This window comes from Algoriphagus sp. TR-M9 (assembly GCF_027594545.1).
In the GTDB taxonomy this organism is placed as follows: Bacteria; Bacteroidota; Bacteroidia; order Cytophagales; family Cyclobacteriaceae; genus Algoriphagus; species Algoriphagus halophytocola.
This window is the reverse complement of the sequence record NZ_CP115160.1, coordinates 679190-695460: the sequence shown is the minus strand read 5'-3', so window position 1 is coordinate 695460 and position 16271 is coordinate 679190. Positions and strand designations below refer to the sequence as shown.

19 protein-coding genes, 1 tRNA gene and 1 riboswitch are annotated in these 16271 nt (G+C 42.7%); of the genes, 14 read left to right on the top strand and 6 right to left on the bottom strand.

The window, feature by feature from the left end; translation table 11 throughout:
- The first annotated feature begins 1 nt into the window (after window position 1).
- The 4 genes from PBT90_RS03200 (at window position 2) to lepB (ending at window position 3344) form a co-directional block, all read left to right on the top strand.
- The gene (locus PBT90_RS03200) at window positions 2–913 is read left to right on the top strand and encodes a ParB/RepB/Spo0J family partition protein (RefSeq protein ID WP_264808915.1); all 912 of its coding nucleotides are present in this window, start codon (window positions 2–4) and stop codon (window positions 911–913) included.
- A 77-nt stretch (window positions 914–990) separates the two neighbouring features.
- Window positions 991–1527 (top strand): DUF5683 domain-containing protein, encoded by a 537-nt coding sequence (locus PBT90_RS03195; RefSeq protein WP_264808914.1) that lies wholly within the window; start codon window positions 991–993, stop codon window positions 1525–1527.
- 2 nt (window positions 1528–1529) lie between these two features.
- Window positions 1530–2252, top strand: a complete 723-nt coding sequence (gene dapB, locus PBT90_RS03190) for a 4-hydroxy-tetrahydrodipicolinate reductase (RefSeq protein ID WP_264808913.1) — start codon at window positions 1530–1532, stop codon at window positions 2250–2252.
- 15 nt (window positions 2253–2267) lie between these two features.
- Window positions 2268–3344, top strand: coding sequence for a signal peptidase I (lepB, locus tag PBT90_RS03185; protein ID WP_264808912.1), 1077 nt, complete (start codon window positions 2268–2270; stop codon window positions 3342–3344).
- A 32-nt stretch (window positions 3345–3376) separates the two neighbouring features.
- Here lepB and ung read toward each other — a convergent pair whose 3' ends face one another.
- Entirely contained in the window at window positions 3377–4039 is a 663-nt protein-coding gene (gene ung / locus PBT90_RS03180) for a uracil-DNA glycosylase (protein WP_264808911.1), read from the bottom strand.
- 61 nt (window positions 4040–4100) lie between these two features.
- On the opposite strand from ung, the gene apaG reads away from it, so the two are divergent.
- Entirely contained in the window at window positions 4101–4487 is a 387-nt protein-coding gene (apaG, locus tag PBT90_RS03175) for a Co2+/Mg2+ efflux protein ApaG (RefSeq protein ID WP_264808909.1), read from the top strand.
- Complete coding sequence (locus tag PBT90_RS03170; protein ID WP_264808907.1) at window positions 4488–5267, top strand: O-methyltransferase; 780 nt, start codon at window positions 4488–4490, stop codon at window positions 5265–5267.
- Here PBT90_RS03170 and PBT90_RS03165 read toward each other — a convergent pair.
- Window positions 5250–5846 (bottom strand): TPMT family class I SAM-dependent methyltransferase, encoded by a 597-nt coding sequence (locus PBT90_RS03165; protein WP_264808906.1) that lies wholly within the window; start codon window positions 5844–5846, stop codon window positions 5250–5252. The genes PBT90_RS03170 and PBT90_RS03165 overlap by 18 nt on opposite strands.
- Window positions 5847–5870: 24 nt before the next feature.
- On the opposite strand from PBT90_RS03165, the gene PBT90_RS03160 reads away from it, so the two are divergent.
- The 4 genes from PBT90_RS03160 (at window position 5871) to rplI (ending at window position 8104) form a co-directional block, all read left to right on the top strand.
- On the top strand, window positions 5871–6800 hold the full coding sequence (locus PBT90_RS03160; protein WP_264808905.1) for a coiled-coil domain-containing protein: 930 nt from the start codon (window positions 5871–5873) through the stop codon (window positions 6798–6800).
- A 204-nt stretch (window positions 6801–7004) separates the two neighbouring features.
- A complete protein-coding gene (gene rpsF, locus PBT90_RS03155) occupies window positions 7005–7376 on the top strand; it encodes a 30S ribosomal protein S6 (RefSeq protein ID WP_264808904.1) in 372 nt (123 codons plus the stop codon).
- Window positions 7373–7624: a 30S ribosomal protein S18 gene (rpsR, locus tag PBT90_RS03150; protein WP_264808903.1), complete on the top strand. Its 252-nt coding sequence runs from the start codon at window positions 7373–7375 to the stop codon at window positions 7622–7624. The genes rpsF and rpsR overlap by 4 nt, the downstream gene beginning before the upstream one ends.
- 36 nt (window positions 7625–7660) lie before the next feature.
- Window positions 7661–8104 (top strand): 50S ribosomal protein L9, encoded by a 444-nt coding sequence (gene rplI, locus PBT90_RS03145; RefSeq protein ID WP_264808902.1) that lies wholly within the window; start codon window positions 7661–7663, stop codon window positions 8102–8104.
- Window positions 8105–8159: 55 nt separating this feature from the next.
- Here rplI and PBT90_RS03140 read toward each other — a convergent pair whose 3' ends face one another.
- Window positions 8160–8405, bottom strand: coding sequence for a hypothetical protein (locus PBT90_RS03140; RefSeq protein ID WP_264808901.1), 246 nt, complete (start codon window positions 8403–8405; stop codon window positions 8160–8162).
- A 317-nt stretch (window positions 8406–8722) separates the two neighbouring features.
- Here PBT90_RS03140 and PBT90_RS03135 point away from each other — a divergent pair.
- Window positions 8723–8795, top strand: a tRNA-Gln gene (locus PBT90_RS03135).
- Between the two features lie 53 nt (window positions 8796–8848).
- Here PBT90_RS03135 and PBT90_RS03130 read toward each other — a convergent pair.
- From PBT90_RS03130 to PBT90_RS03120, 3 genes are all read right to left on the bottom strand, one after another.
- The gene (locus PBT90_RS03130) at window positions 8849–10006 is read right to left on the bottom strand and encodes an aminotransferase class V-fold PLP-dependent enzyme (protein WP_264808900.1); all 1158 of its coding nucleotides are present in this window, start codon (window positions 10004–10006) and stop codon (window positions 8849–8851) included.
- Window positions 10007–10064: 58 nt separating this feature from the next.
- Window positions 10065–10790 (bottom strand): EcsC family protein, encoded by a 726-nt coding sequence (locus tag PBT90_RS03125; RefSeq protein ID WP_264808898.1) that lies wholly within the window; start codon window positions 10788–10790, stop codon window positions 10065–10067.
- A 131-nt stretch (window positions 10791–10921) separates the two neighbouring features.
- Window positions 10922–13624 carry a M14 metallopeptidase family protein gene (locus PBT90_RS03120; protein ID WP_396127659.1) on the bottom strand — a complete coding sequence of 901 codons (2703 nt, stop codon included), beginning with the start codon at window positions 13622–13624 and terminating at the stop codon, window positions 10922–10924.
- A 293-nt stretch (window positions 13625–13917) separates the two neighbouring features.
- On the opposite strand from PBT90_RS03120, the gene PBT90_RS03115 reads away from it, so the two are divergent.
- From PBT90_RS03115 to pth, 3 genes are all read left to right on the top strand, one after another.
- Window positions 13918–14844 carry a ribose-phosphate pyrophosphokinase gene (locus PBT90_RS03115; protein WP_264808897.1) on the top strand — a complete coding sequence of 309 codons (927 nt, stop codon included), beginning with the start codon at window positions 13918–13920 and terminating at the stop codon, window positions 14842–14844.
- A gap of 24 nt (window positions 14845–14868) precedes the next feature.
- Entirely contained in the window at window positions 14869–15453 is a 585-nt protein-coding gene (locus PBT90_RS03110; protein WP_264808896.1) for a 50S ribosomal protein L25/general stress protein Ctc, read from the top strand.
- Between the two features lie 83 nt (window positions 15454–15536).
- Complete coding sequence (gene pth, locus PBT90_RS03105) at window positions 15537–16097, top strand: aminoacyl-tRNA hydrolase (protein ID WP_264808895.1); 561 nt, start codon at window positions 15537–15539, stop codon at window positions 16095–16097.
- Between the two features lie 59 nt (window positions 16098–16156).
- Window positions 16157–16259: riboswitch (SAM riboswitch) on the top strand.
- The last annotated feature ends 12 nt before the right edge of the window (window positions 16260–16271 follow it).

The following is a 16271-nucleotide window of genomic DNA, read 5'->3' as shown; positions in this document are numbered from 1 at the left end:
TATGTCTGATCAAAAACCCAACCGTAAGAAAAGTGCCCTTGGAAGAGGTCTAGGAGCATTGCTCGAAGACAGTCCAGCCAAGCACAAATCAGAGGATATCTTACCTGAAGCCGTTAAAACTGGGATTTTTGAGATTCCACTAGAGCAAATCCAGGTCAATCCATTCCAGCCTAGGGTTCATTTTGATAAAGACGCATTGGCAGAACTAGCCGAATCCATTAAGATTCAAGGCATCATACAGCCCATCACCGTCAGAAAATTAGATACTGACGAATATCAATTGATATCTGGGGAACGAAGATTCCAAGCTTCTAAAATAGCCGGACTTACTCAGATCCCCGCCTATGTAAGAACTGCCAATGATCAGCAAATGCTGGAAATGGCATTGATTGAAAACATCCAACGAGAAAATCTAAATGCCCTGGAAATCGCACAATCCTACCAAAGACTACTCGCTGAATGTGATCTGAAGCAGGAGGAACTGGGAGATCGCGTAGGTAAAAACAGAACTACGGTAAACAATTACCTTCGCCTACTTAAGCTACCTCCCACTATTCAGGCGGCCATACGTGACCAGCAACTCTCCATGGGACATGCCCGTGCACTGATCAATATTGAAGATGTGGATCAGCAATTGGCGATTTTCAAAAAAGCTGTAGCTGAAGAACTAAGCGTACGTAAGGTAGAGGCTTTGGTCAAAGCCCTGAGCGAAGGCAAACCTGAGAAAAGCAATAAGCCTGAGCTGGACCCAGTGCGTAAATATGAGATCAGTAAAATACAGCAGCGACTGGCCTCTCACTTTGGTACCAAAGTAGCGTTGAAATCGAATCCCAAAAACAAGGGAGAGATCAAAATCCCATTCAATTCCGCTTCTGATTTAAATCGAATTCTGGAAATCCTGGAAATCATCTAATATTGCTTAGCTTTATTTCGCATATAAAACCCTTACCTAAAACCCTCTTTTTCCAAGTGGGGTTTTTGCTTTTATTTATGGGGTATACTGCAGGGGCATGGGCTCAGGAAGTGCAGGAAGAAGAGATTTCTGTAGAAGCTGAAGCCAAAGATGAAAAACCAGACTATTCCCTACTCCCTAAAAACCCCAAAAAAGCCACGATTTTTTCAGCCATCCTTCCCGGAGCCGGACAGGTGTATAACGGCAAAGCCTGGAAAGTCCCGCTGATCTACGGAGGATTCATTACCGATATTTACTTTATCAATTTTAATAACCGCAGGTATCAGATATTCAAGCAGGCATTGGCAGACTTTGACGAAGGCTTAGAAACTGATTTTCCCAGTCTAAACCGAGATGGATTGGTGAGAAATGTAAACTATTGGAGAAAAAATCGTGATCTTTGCTACCTGCTTTTAGTAGGGATTTATGCCTTGAATATCATAGATGCAAACGTAGATGCGCATCTCTCTGGCTTCGATGTTTCAGATGATATAGCATTGAATTTTGAACCGCATTTTGAAAGTTTCTCGGCAAACAACCGCTCCGTAGGGCTTTCTGTAAAACTCAAATTTTAATAATGAACATTCTAATACTTGGCTATGGAAAAATGGGACAACTTATCGCCCAACTTTCAGAAGAAAGAGGCCACTCCATAGCTGCCAAAATCAATATTGACAACAGAAACGAGCTGGAAAACCTAGATCCCAAAGACATTGATGTAGCCATTGAATTCAGCCAACCAGAAGCTGCTGTAGCGAACATCAGATGGGCTATAGAAAGAGGTATCCCAGTAGTATCAGGCACCACAGGCTGGCTGGATCAAAAGCCAAGCATTGAACAACTGACTTTATCCAAAAACGGAGCGTTTTTCTATGCTTCAAATTATAGCATAGGCGTAAATATCTTTTTCAAGGTCAATGAGTTTCTGTCCAAACTGATGAACGAAACTAAGGGATATAAAGCTTCCGTAGAAGAAATTCACCATACTGCCAAAAAAGATGCTCCTTCCGGCACAGCCATCACCTTGGCGGAAGGTATTTTGAAAAACAACGACGAATTAAAGGACTGGCATCTGACCGATAAGGAGTCCGATTCCGATCAGTCACTGCCCATAACTTCAAAGCGAATAGACCCGGCACCGGGAACGCATATCATTCGCTATCAATCTGAAATCGACGATATTGAAATCTCGCACACTGCTCATAGCCGACAAGGTTTTGCCCTTGGCTCAATTTTAGTAGCAGAGTGGATTCAAGGAAAGAAAGGCGTGCTTTCCATGGATGATTACTTATCTTTCTGAACTTAAAATCCTAACATGAGTAACTCAAAAAAGAAAAAATCAGCCGCCAGAGAATGGATTGATGCGCTGGTTTTTGCCGTAGTGGCTGCCAGCTTAATCCGATGGCTACTCTTAGAACCTTTCACTATCCCTACTGCCTCTATGGAGAAATCCCTGCTAGTAGGAGATTTCCTTTTCGTCAGCAAGATGCATTATGGTACCCGTATCCCCATGACCCCTTTACAGGTACCTTTGACCCATCAAAAAGTCTGGGGCACAAATATGTCATCCTACTCCGATGCCATTCAGCTTCCTTATTACAGATTGCCTGGCTTCTCAGATGTAGAGCGAAATGACGTGGTGGTATTTAACTACCCCGTGGAGTTCCAATACCCGGCAGATCTCAAAACCAATTATATCAAGCGGGCGGTAGGTATTTCCGGAGATGTGATTACTATAAAAAACGGAGACCTCTTTGTCAATGATGAACTGGCTATGCAGCCTGAGGAAATGCAGTATTCCTATGATCTCATCACCAACCGCCCTTTAAATGCAGATTTTTTCAAAGAATACGGTATCAATCAAGATAGCTACATGGCCTTTACCAACAACTCAGGTTACATGATCTTTGCTACTGACCAGGTCGTAGAGCGATTGAAATCAAACCCAGTGGTTACTTCTGTTACCAAAAGAATCATGCAAAGCGGCGGAGAAGCACAGATCTCCTTTTTGGACGGCATGGAACTGGGATGGAACCGGGACAACTATGGACCGCTGAAAGTACCTGCAGATGGCTGGACGATCGAGATGACCCCCGAAAATGTCATGAGATACAGCTTTACCATCGAAAAATATGAAGGTCTGGAAAATGTAGAAGTACGAGAATCACAGCTTTTCATAGATGGACAAAAGGTAGACAGCTACACTTTCAAGCAGAACTACTACTTCATGATGGGAGACAATAGACATGACTCATTGGACTCACGCTACTGGGGTTTTGTACCCGAAGATCACATCGTAGGCAAAGCTTGGTTTCTCTGGCTATCCCTGGACAAATACGAATCCATGTTCAGCAAAATCCGATGGAGCAGAATTTTCAAAGGAATTGACTAATCAAAAGCCCCGGGTTCGGGGCTTTTTTCTTGTCACCAATCTATAGCTTGTCTCCCATTTTCCAGCAGATAGCTATTGGCTTGGGAAAAGTGTTTGCACCCAAAAAAACCTCTATATGAAGAGAGTGGACTTGGATGAGGAGCCTTGAGCACGAGATGCCTATCTTGATTGATCAATTTGACTTTTTTCTGAGCAAAGGCGCCCCAGAGCATAAATACCACATGCTGACGGGAATCGCTGATCGTCTTTATCACTTGATCTGTAAATTCCTCCCAGCCACGGTTCTGATGCGACCCGGCCTGGTGGGCTCGTACGGTAAGTGCGGCATTGAGCAAAAATACACCCTGCTTAGCCCAGCGGGTCAAATCCCCATTTTCCGGGAATTCCTTGCCTAAATCACTCTGAATTTCTTTGAAAATATTCTGCAAACTTGGAGGAAAGGGTACCCCGGGCTTTACAGAAAAGGAAAGCCCATGTGCCTGCCCAGGTCCGTGATAAGGGTCCTGCCCCAAAATCACCACTTTTACCTGATCTAAGGGACAATAATCAAATGCATTGAAAATATCCCTCCCCTCCGGGAAAACATTTGCAGAAGAATACTCGTCCTTCACAAAGGAAATCAGTTTTGCAAATGATTCACTATCAAACACATCTTTTAAAGCTTCCTGCCAACTTGCCTCAATACGTACATTCATATAAACTATTGATTTCTAGATTTACAATTGTATATTTACGTCCTTTTAAATTGTTTTATTTATGGTAACAGCAGTTACATCTGGCATCCAGGTAAGTGTAGAAGTCACCTATCAGGCTGAGTTTTCCAGTCCACATCAGCACCACTATGTATTTACCTACAAGGTAACTATTGAAAACAAAAGCAACCACACCGTCCAGTTATTACGTCGGAGATGGGAAATTTTGGATGCAGCCGAATCCAAAAAAATAGTCGAAGGCGATGGTGTAGTAGGTCAGCAACCCATCTTAGAACCTGGAGAATCCCATTCTTACGTTTCGGGCTGTAACCTCAAATCCGGTCTGGGCAAAATGATCGGTACTTACGAAATGGAGAAAATATTCGATGGAAAACACTTCGATGTAGCCATTCCTGAGTTTCAGTTGATTGCAAATATCTTTCATAATTGAGTGCTGAATAGAGTTCATCCGCTTCTGGCCTATGTAGAATATTGGCTCAAACAAGAAGACCTCTATTCACTTCAGTCTCCCTTTCTATTTGAACTACAGCAGAAGTTAGCTGGTTTTTTGCTCGAGCAGAAAAATGAAAATCTGCAAATCGAGGAATATCGCGAGCAACTGCTACAATCCCATCATAGTGTCCCCGTGCAGGATTTTGGCGCAGGATCCAAAAAAGTAAATACTGAGCTCCGTCAAATTTCTAAGGTTGCCAAGTACAGCACCAGTTCCCGTAAATTCGCCCAGCTCTACCAATTTTTCTGCCAACAAACTCCGGCAAACACAGTCTTAGAACTAGGCACCTGTCTGGGGATTACGAGCCGATACCTGGCAAATGCGACTTCCGGTCGGGTGGTTTCTTTTGAAGGAGCACCTGAACTGGCCCAAATCGCCAGACCCCATAGCGGCTATACAAATTTGGATATCATAACGGGTGACTTGAAAAGCACCTTGCCGAATTTCCTTCAAACGCTGGAAAACTTTGATTTTGCCCTAATTGACGCCACGCACACCTATGAGGGAACGCTCAGCTATTTTGAACAATTACTCCAAAAAATCCACAAAAATTCGATTATTGTGATCGGAGACATTCATTGGTCCAGAGAAATGGAAAAAGCTTGGCGGGCGATCATCCGAAAACCAGAAGTGCAGCTCAGCTTAGACTTTTTCGAATGTGGGGTGCTCTATTTTGATTTTCCGGGTGGAAAAACAGATCTAATCCTGCAGTTTTGAATTTTCCATGATAAGAAAAACCTCTGATCCCATTCGCTCTGGAATCGAATTGTAACATGGTGAGATGGTTTTGATTTCAAAAACCGACTGGAACAATTCCTCATATTCTGCTTTGCTTCCACCAAAAGGTGGACCGTCAAATTCGAATTCCCGGTCAAACCATACCCCGACCAATTTTCCGCCTGGTTTCAATAGCCTCCGCATATGTGCTGCATATTTTGGTCTCAGCTTTGGCTCCAAAGCACAAAAAAAAGTCTGTTCTAATATCAAGTCATATGCTCCTTGATGGTCAAAAAAGTCCTGATGCAAAACCTGCCCTTCGGGAAAATCCGGGTTTTTCACCTTAAACCTCTGCAAAGGCTCTATCGAAATATCTAGTAAAAACACGTTAGAAAAGCCATTCCGGAAGGCATAATTGGCCTCAAACCCATTCCCAGCACCTGGAAACAATATTCGAACCGCTTTATTTTCAATTTGGTCTAAATATTGCACAATAGGAGGAGAAGCAAAACCTATATCCCAGCCTGTTTTGCCCGATGTATAACGATCAGTCCAATAATCTTCGTCTAAAAAAGTCATCACAAAGTCCTATTTATATCAACCATGAATACTGAATTTGGAAATAATCCTCCGGAAAAGAAAGACCAGGGAAAAAATATCATCATCATCGTTCTTGTCCTTCTGGTCATAATCAGCGGAATCAAACTTTACACAGATTACATAGACCGCACCAAAAAAACGGAGGAAATCCTATTGCTTTCTACTGAAAACAATGACCTGAATAAAAGACTGGATTCTGTCACCTATCAACTCGACCTGCGAATTCAGGAAATCGAAAAACTCGGAGGGGATATTGAAGCCTTACAAGAAGTGCGCGATCAGCTAATCGCTGAAAGAAACACATCCAGACAAAGAAGTTCATCCGAAATTTCGGCTTTGAATGCAAAAATCAACAGCTATAATGGATTGATGCAGGAAAAAGACCAAGAAATTCTCGAGCTGCGCGCCATGAACCAACAGCTCTTTACAGAAAACCAGGATCTCAAAACCACCCAAGCAGAAATTGAAGAGGAAGTGGCCCAGCTCAATATTCAAAAAGAAGACCTGCAGGCCAAGGTGACTGTAGCCTCAGCACTGAAAGCAGAAAATATTGAAATCGCCGCCATCAACTCCAGAGGTAAAGAACGGGTAGAAACCACCAAAGATTTCAAAAACCGACAGATTGAGCGTATCAAGGTAAGCTTCAATCTAGCTGATAATCAGGTAGCCGATAAAGGCCCAAGAAACATTTATGTGCAGGTCCTAGCTCCAAACGAACAGCCTATTTTTGATGTTGCCAAAGGGTCAGGAACATTTATGGTAGAGGGAGTAGAGGAATTTTACACCGTGAAGCAGGATATCATCTTTGACAACACAGAGCAGGAATTGACCTTCTACTACGAAAAAGGGTCCGACTATGCCTCAGGCACACATGAAGTACGGATTTTTGTAGATGACTATCAGGTAGGCTCAAAGACTTTTTCGGTAAAATAATTGCTAAACCTGCATCATCCCAAGTAGCTTTCAAACCAAAAGGAGGCAATCGATTAAAAATTCAAATCAAACGGGCTGCACCTCATCAGGAGCAGCCCATTTTTTTGAAAATCATCTTTTTAGCATTGCAAAGGATTTGGATAAAAGGCAGAATTCCTCTACTTTTGCGGTCTGTTTATTAAATACCTTAAACACATTAAAAAAATGTTCCAAAGAAATTACGAGACGGTATTCATTTTAACTCCCGTTTTGTCTGATGTTCAGATGAAGGATACTGTCGACAAGTTTGTGAACTTGTTAAAAGAACTGGGGGCAGATGTTATTAATGTGGAAAACTGGGGTCTTAAGAAAATGGCATATGCTATCGACAAGAAGACAACTGGTTTCTACGTTTTGGTAGAATTCCTAGCTGACCCATCTGTAATTCGCAAATTCGAAGTCGAATTTAGAAGAGATGAGAAAGTAATGAGATTCTTGACTACTGTTTTGGACAAGCATTCTATTGCTTATGCCGAAAGAAGAAGAAAAGGAGAGTTTAACAAAAAAGCTGAAGCTAAGGAGGAAGCTACCAAATGACACTAATTAACGAGCCAATCAACAGAGGCGAAATCAGAAAAAAGTATTGCCGATTCAAAAAGCACGGCATCAAGTACATTGACTATAAAGATCCTAATTTCTTGTTGAAGTTTGTCAATGAGCAAGGTAAAATCCTTCCTAGAAGACTTACTGGAAACTCTGCAAAATTCCAGAGAAAAGTGGCTCAGGCCATCAAAAAAGCAAGACATTTGGCGTTGTTGCCATTCGTAACCGATGGGTTGAAATAATTTCTTGTATCGTCCAACCACAAAAGAACATTACAAATGGAAATCATTCTAAAAACAGACATCAAAGGTCTTGGATATAAAAACGACTTGGTTGATGTAAAGCCAGGTTACGGAAGAAACTACCTAATCCCTGAGGGATTTGCAGTTTTAGCGACTAGCTCTAACAAGAAGATTCTTGCTGAGAACATCAAGCAGGCTGCCCACAAAGCAGAAAAAATCAAAACTGAAGCTGAGAACATCGCTGCTAAAATCGAAAACATCACGTTGGAAATCAAAGCGAAAATCGGTGATTCAGGTAAAATCTTTGGTAAAGTAACTACACTTCAGATTGCTGATGCACTAGCAGCCCAAGGTGTGGATATCGACAGAAAGAAAATCTCTATCAACACTCCAGTTGATGGTGCAGGAGAATTTGCTGCAGAAGTGGACCTTCACAGAGAAGTGAAAACTCAAGTTAAATTCAACGTATCTGGAGAGTAATCCCAGAGATATACTATAAATGCAAAAGCTCACCATTCGGTGAGCTTTTTTTTGTTTATGCCAAAGCCCTTTCTAGGCTTTCGATCAACTTTTGCGACACAGAGCGACTATTCTTCTCTTTGGCAGACTTTAATACCTGGACCACCTGTCCCCCCTTTTCAATTACGCCCTCAGGATTCGCATCATATTTATAGCTCCCTACGCACCATTTCAACTCATCGGCAAGAGTCAGATCATAATTCAGCTTTTCTAGCTTCTGAAATACCTCGGGCAGTGCCTTTTCTAATTTTTCGATTTGCATGATTTAAATAGTTAAGCTGTGAATTTTCATATTTTCAACAATTTTATGAAAAAATTGAGTTATTTCAATTATAACAAATCAAAAATTAACACTTCATTAACAGTAGCTTTCATTTATTAAAAAAACCACAACACTAAAAAACAAACATTGCCTGATCAATCCCTACTCGGGTTTTTTCATAGGCAATATTTCATTCTGATCTCAAGGACTTTAGCGGAAAAACCAAAAAATCTTTTGGGCGGAACTTGGAAAAAAAGACAGGAGATTCTACCTTTGTGACACTTTAAGAGAAACCAATACGGGATCTCATCCAAAACTGGCTCATGGTGTAACTGGCAACACGTCTGATTTTGGTTCAGAAGAGTCCAGGTTCGAGCCCTGGTGAGCCAACAACAGCCCTCTATTTCACGATAGAGGGCTTTGTTTTTTATGCAGCTCTTTCCTTATCCAGGCGATCTACTTCGCTCAAACACTTGAATCAAACTGGAAATATCCTCTTCAGTATTGAAAACATTGACTGCGATCCGGATCAGGTCTCCCCGAAAAGAAAGATAAACCCCGGATGCTTCGAGATTCACCTTCAGCAGATCTGCATCTACCTCCTCCGGCAGCCTTATCCCAAAAAGATGATGGGACCTGAACTTAGCCTCGACCACCTCCACACCTACGCTTTCAAAGTATTCAAAAAGCGGTCTGGTCAAGTCTCGACAATACTCAGAAATCTCTGAAACTGTCCATTCATTCAGCTGTATCAATGCCTGATTTAACATGGGCATCAAGATAAAATTGCTCATTTCACCTACATTATACCGGCCTGCCTCCTCGGTGTATTCCGGGTCATAATTCGTAAGATCCCCAAAATTTTGGGAGTTGGTTCTATTCATCCAAGATTCTTCTAGGGGAATACCATTGTCAAATGCATCTCCATAAAAAGCCATTCCCAATCCATAAGGACCAAAAAGCCACTTGTAGGTAGCACAAATCAACGCATCGATTTTGAATTTCTTTACATCCATAGGAAAAGCCCCTACCGACTGGGTTCCGTCCACGATAAATTTGGCCCCCACAGTCCTACATTTCTGCCCTATGCTTTCCAGATCAAACTGCACTCCATTCATCCAGTGGACAGACGAAAGCAACACCACAGTGGTTAATCCGTCTATGCTATCCAGGATTCGCTGATTCCAGTCCGTTCCCATACTCCGCATGTCAGCCCCAGGTTTTATTACTTCCAGTTTAGCACTATGCCGATCACACCAGCGCCGTAAAGACAAGTATCCACTAGGAAACTCATCTCCCACAGTGATTGCTTTCATACCTGGCTCGGCTGATATATTGTTTAGAGCGGTAGCAAAGCCATAAGAAGTAGAAGGAATGACCGCCACTTGCAAGGGATCACTGGCAATCAGCTTTGCGAAACGGCTTTTGACCTCTTTCACCCCCGTAAAAAAATCTGAAGGCTTTATATTGACCGGATTTCTTTCCAATTGGATAGCCTTTATACCGGCCTCCTCAGCTTTCTTCAGCAGTGGCGCCTTATAGGCACAATTCAGGTAATGAATATCAGGATCTAGGTTAAAAAGGTGCTTTTGGCAGTCCATACTTCTTTAGGTTAAATGAATGGAATGGATCAAGTTATAAAAATGGATTTACAAAGCGCTACTTTCCTTTGTTCAAAAAGCGAAGTCGATATGCGTTCATTGCCGTTTTACCGAGCAGTTCAGTAAGTCTGTAATTGGCGATTGCTCCCACGCCAGCACCCACGATTGGGATCAATTGAGCCAGTTTAGCTAAATCTATATAGTCCCGATAATCCAACTGAAAGGTCTTCCAATCAAATTCATTCAAATCCCTCGGCAAGGAATCTCGGTACTCCTCCCAGTTCTCTATCAACCCTATTAGATCATTTCTTCTTTGTTGGGAGGAAAAACTGAGCTGAAAAACATAAAGTAAAAAGAGCCTTTCCTGATAATCCCTGGTATCAAAACCATACAAAGCCGCAATATCAAACAGCATCTTCATCTTGATGGTCAGAAAGGCAGGAAAATCTGCAAACCCAAGCAATATACCTCCTGCACCAGTAACAGCCCCCTCAGCAGAAGCGGTGTTTCTGTACCATTTGATCCGGTTTCGGATTTTTAATTCACGTACTTTAAGTTCCATTTCATCAGGAGCTTTTGGCCTGATCCAAGAGGAACCCTTAATCACCACCTTCACCATATTCTCAATAGCTAAGGTTATCGCTTTATGGACTTTGTCAGGAATCCATTCATTGATTTTACTTTGGACACCATGCGTGATATTACCGAAGAGCCCTGACTTCTTCTTCATCTGTTGAAGCCAAAGCCCTAATTCCGCATTGACATAATGTAAGTATGGATCCATAGCAAACGCTCAATAATAAGATGTGAATATCAGCATACGGCAAACAAAACCAAATGATACAGGATACTAAAAAGAAAAAGGCTGCCAGAGTTTAAATCTGACAACCTTTCCCCATGTTATTTGTCTCAAAATTACCTGTAAAGCCCGTTGAAAAGCATTTTGAAAGTTCCGTGAGACTGAGCCCTGAAGGTAATCTCCGGACCGAAGGCATAGAATTTACCTTTACCTAGCTGCGCTTCAAACGCCGTTACGCCATTTTTCAGATAAGACTGCCCCCATGCCCAGCCGCTGCGCAAAGGTTCCTCCTCTCCAAACCAAGCTATAGCCTTCACACCTGAATTTGCCGCAGACGGTGCTAGCTTGAATACCGGGCTTCTGTTAAACATGATGTAGGCACTATCTCCCATCCCGTAATTAATCGACACTGAGTTATCAACCTGCATTTCCAGCACAGAGCCAGGAACATAGTATTTCTCCCCACTCAATGGCTTGATAGAACCATCGGGAGCTATTTCTGTTAACGCATCAGCCACCGGCAAATCGAGATGGTAAGCCAAAGCAGTCGCAGACCCAACCGTAATCACTTCTCCCCCATTTTGGATAAACTCCTCGATCTGAGGAACAGATGTATCCACTGTAAAACCACCCAACATGTGGTGATACTGCTCATCTATTTCCTCAGCATCTGGCTGAGATCTAGAATACCCTCTTGACCCTACTCCAGGTATACCTGAACTGATGAAAAGTAAAACGTCATATTTTTCATTTAATCCACCAGCATCTATTTCCTGAGGGAAAACCAATTGGAAATCAAAATGAAACTGCTCCAGCATCCAGCGTACCCATCCAGAAGGCATAGATCCTCCATAATAATCATAAAGGCCAATTCTAGCTGGTTTGATCTCATCAGATCCCTTTGGCATATTCCTCACCGGCACCGGGTACACTCCGTATTCCTGGGAAGCTATTTCCAGCTCCTTCTTACCGGCATTGCTCACATAAAATGACCCGGCAGGAAGGCCATCACTCATAGTACTGATTCTATATACTTTTACATTTGCCTTCAGCAGATCATTCACCGCCATAAAGCTGTTGTTATTTCTCACATCCAAAAGATAGCCAGAGCTACTGCTCAGTGGTTTCGCTGGAGGTGCTTGAATCTCTCCATAGGGAATCCGCTCAAATGGCCCGTCAAACCCTTCATAAAGGCGATCAAACTCTACCCCCATCTGCAGAGCTAAAGTCCACCCAGCTGCATCATACGGTCGTACAGGAGGCCCGCCTGGGTATTGAAAGTCATTTGGGTGATCCTGTGGCTCGAACATATCGATGACATGGGGGCGGAAAGCCTGGGCTGTTTTGACTATAAAAGAGTTGGCAGGATAGGTTTTCCCATTCACAGTGAATTCAGCACTGGCTTTTTCCACTAGTATACCTGACTTGATCAGTGCGTTCATAAATTTCACTGCCGTAGGAAAATCAGGCTGGTCAGCCGATAGGATATAACCTCTAGGGTCTCTATTTGCAGGAGCAGAATAAATAGAATCGTAATATTCTGAGGGCAATCCTCTGCGAGAAGAGCTGGAGTTTCCGTTTTGAGCATCAGCGTACGCATCTTTCACTGCCTGGGCATACTTGGGATACATGGTCACATAATCCCGGCTACCTTTATCAATGGATTTCTTTCCCATCAGCCAGATATTGTAGAGCAGCTCATCCCCATGCCTCACGGCATGATTTAGAATCGCATAATTTAAAGACACCGAGTAGTCAATAGACTGTTTGAAATGCCAATCCTGAGGTGTGACCGGGTACGGTGTGGCGTTGTCAGGAATCAAGCGATCCGGAACCAAAGGCACCTTGCCTGGAGTTGGATTCCCGATGATCTCAGTCAAAATCCCGATGATATTATGGTAATAAGGAGTGGTACGAAGTCCACCGTTCCACCAGGTAGAAAACACAGAACCATCCAAACGGGTATATCCTGGCTTGTCCTCCTGATGCATTCTATTGATCATAGCAGCACCTACTGCATCCAGACTGGTAATAATCAAAGGATCAAAAACATGATTAAATGGATCCCTATAGGGAGGTCCGGCCACTACTGTACCAGCAGGGCCTGTTTGATGATGATTATAGATGATTTGGGGGATCCACTCTACATATTGCTGGAGAGACATGTTGGCCGCCTCGCTCATATTGTTCATGTAGAAGTCACGGTTATTATCATGCCCCACATATTTCTGGTAGAGAATAGGAATATTTTGATCGCGCTTAGCTGGATCCTCTTTTCGCATGTACCAATCAGACATGATCTCCATACCGTCAGGGTTGGCATGCACCAGTAGGACAATGACATTATCAAGGATAGCAAGCGTCTCAGCATCTTCTCTTGATGCCAACTGATAGAGTGTTTCTATCAATTGATGAGGCCCTACCACTTCATTGGCATGCAGGCCTCCGTCTATCCATACCACAGGCTTGCCTTCTACGGAGAGCCGTTCAGCTTCTTCCTTAGTGATTTCGGCATGAGCCAGGGTTTGGGAGATTTTCTTATACCTACCCAGCATTTCGAAGTTCTGTGGAGCAGTCACGATCATCATAGGTTGTGATCGACCATATTCAGTCTTTCCTATCTCTACCATCTGCACCCGGTCGCTGGCTTCGGCTACCTTTTTAAAGTAAGCTTCTGTCTGGGTGAAATTTGCCAGCTGGTAATCATCCCCTATGTCAAATCCAAAATGGGACTTTGGGGTAGGAATATCCTGTGCGAATGTCTGAAGTGCAAAACACAAAAACAGGAATAAAATCGTAAATCGAATTCTCATAAGCATGTGGGTTGGTTTATATTCTAGCTGCTAGTATTCGAAAATAACATGAAAAAAGAGGCCAATCCCCTAGGAACCCCTCTTTTATTGGAAATTTACAGGATCGGAAAAAAGTAGCTATAAGCAATAGACATAAAAGGCCAGATGAAGCAAACACCTTCTTTAGAAATAGGGGATAAAATCAAGCCAATAGCAAAATATTCTATGGATTGAATCCTTCACACCTTAGCCTTCCAGTCAAAAATTACTACTTTTGCTCCGTATTCCTTTCAAAACCTTTCCTGAAAAACTAGCTAAGCATGTCCGAAGTAAAAATATTTTCCGGCACAAACAGCCAATCCCTGGCAGAGAAAATCGCCAAAAGCTATGGTAAAAAACTCGGAGACCTCACCCTCTCCAAATTTAGTGACGGAGAGCTTTCTCCCAGCTTCAACGAATCCATCAGAGGCTGTACAGTTTTTCTAGTTCAAGGTACAAACCCGCCTTCAGACAACCTATTGGAACTTTGTCTCATGATAGACGCTGCCAAAAGAGCCAGTGCTTATAAGGTTTGCGCTGTAATCCCCTATTTTGGCTATGCCAGACAGGATAGAAAAGATAGACCTAGAGTGTCTATTGCAGCCAAGTTGATTGCCAACATGATCACCTCTGCAGGGGCTGACAGGATTATGGCATGCGACCTTCACGCGGGGCAAATTCAAGGTTTTTTTGACATTCCGTTGGATCATTTGAATGGATCAGCTATTTTTGTGCCCTATTTGAATTCGCTAAGGCTTCCGAACATGATTTTTGCTGCTCCAGATGTAGGAGGAGTAGCAAGAGCCAGGGCTTACGCCAAGCATTTCGAAGTAGAAATGGTCGTCTGTGACAAGCATAGAAAAAGGGCCAACGAGATTGCTTCCATGCAGGTAATCGGTGACGTGGAAGGGAAAGATGTAATATTGGTGGATGACCTAGTCGATACTGCGGGGACGCTTTGCAAGGCATCGCAGATCGTCATGGACAAAGGAGCCACTTCAGTAAGAGCTATAGCCACTCATGGGGTGCTTTCTGGCAAAGCTTATGACAACATCAATAATTCACCCCTAGAGGAATTAGTTATCACTGACACCATCACCCCAAAGCAGCAATCTCCAAAAATCAAAGTACTGACAGTAGCTGACCTGTACGCCAAAGCAATCCATGCGGTGACTGGCAACACATCTATCAGTTCTTTATTCATTTAAGAACCAATTTTAATACAAATACATATGAAAACACTAGAGGTTATAGGGTTTAAAAGAGCAAATCTCGACAGTGCGAGCCTGACTGAGCTAAGAGAAAATGGCAATGTTCCTTGCGTCGTTTATGGACCAGGTATCAAAGAGCAGATTCACTTCTACTCACCTGCAATCCTTTTCAAGGAATTGATCTACACTCCAGAAGTTCACTTGGTTGAGTTGAACATCGAAGGCACCATCATCAAAGCGGTATTGAAAGAAGCACAATTCCATCCGGTAAGTGAAGTTCTACTTCATGCGGATTTTGTAGCTTTCGCAGATGACAAGCCTATCAAATTTGAAATCCCAGTTAAAGTAGTAGGAAACTCTCCAGGTCTTGCCAAAGGTGGTAAACTAGAGTTGAAAACTAGAGTATTGAAAGTTAAAGGTCTTGCTAAAGACTTCCCTGACTTCATCACTGTAGATATTTCCGACTTGGAACTAGGAAAATCTTTCAAAGTAGAAGATCTAAAAGTAGAAGGATTCGAAATCCAAACCAGCCCAAGCGTTTCTATCGTGACTATCGGTATTCCAAGAGCACTTAGAGGCAAGAAAACTGAAGAGGAAGCAGAATAAACTTCAGCCTAAAATCACACTAAATCCTGTCCCTAACGGACAGGATTTTTTTTTATTTTTGGACTCTTAACAATACCAGCTAGATGAAATACCTCATAGTAGGATTGGGAAACATTGGCCCTGAATACGAACTCACCAGACATAATATTGGCTTTTTAACTTTGGATAGGCTTGCTGACAAGCAAGGGTGCCATTGGAGTAGCGAGCGATTGGCTTTTAAATCTGAGTTTAAATACAAAGGAAGAGCCATCCATTTGATCAAGCCAACTACCTACATGAACCTGAGTGGTAAATCCATGAGCTATTGGATGAAAAGCCTGCAAATCCCCAAAGAAAATGTATTGGTCATAGTGGACGATGTAGCTATTCCTTTTGGGAAAACCCGCATGAAAACCAAGGGAAGTTCAGCTGGTCATAATGGACTGAAGAACATAGAAGAGCTGACTGGTGGACAAAACTACCCTAGGTTAAGAATGGGAATAGGCGACGATTTTCCCAAAGGGCGTCAAGTGGATTTTGTATTGGGAAAGTTCACAGAGCCCGAATTTGCAGAACTGCCCCTTCAGATGGACAAGGCCATAGAAATGATTTTATCTTTCTGCACTATAGGAATAGAACGCACTATGAATCAATTTAACGATTGATCAGATAATATTTGGATTTCAGTCAGCCACAGGTTTTATTTGCATCACTTCAGGCAACTGATTTATAAAGAAGAGGCGAGAGATTAGGCTCCAAGACCCTCTGGCAACCATCCCGAAAAGGAGAACGGTGCCAAATCCTACCCAATGCGGGAACTATAGATTGGCTTAAATTAC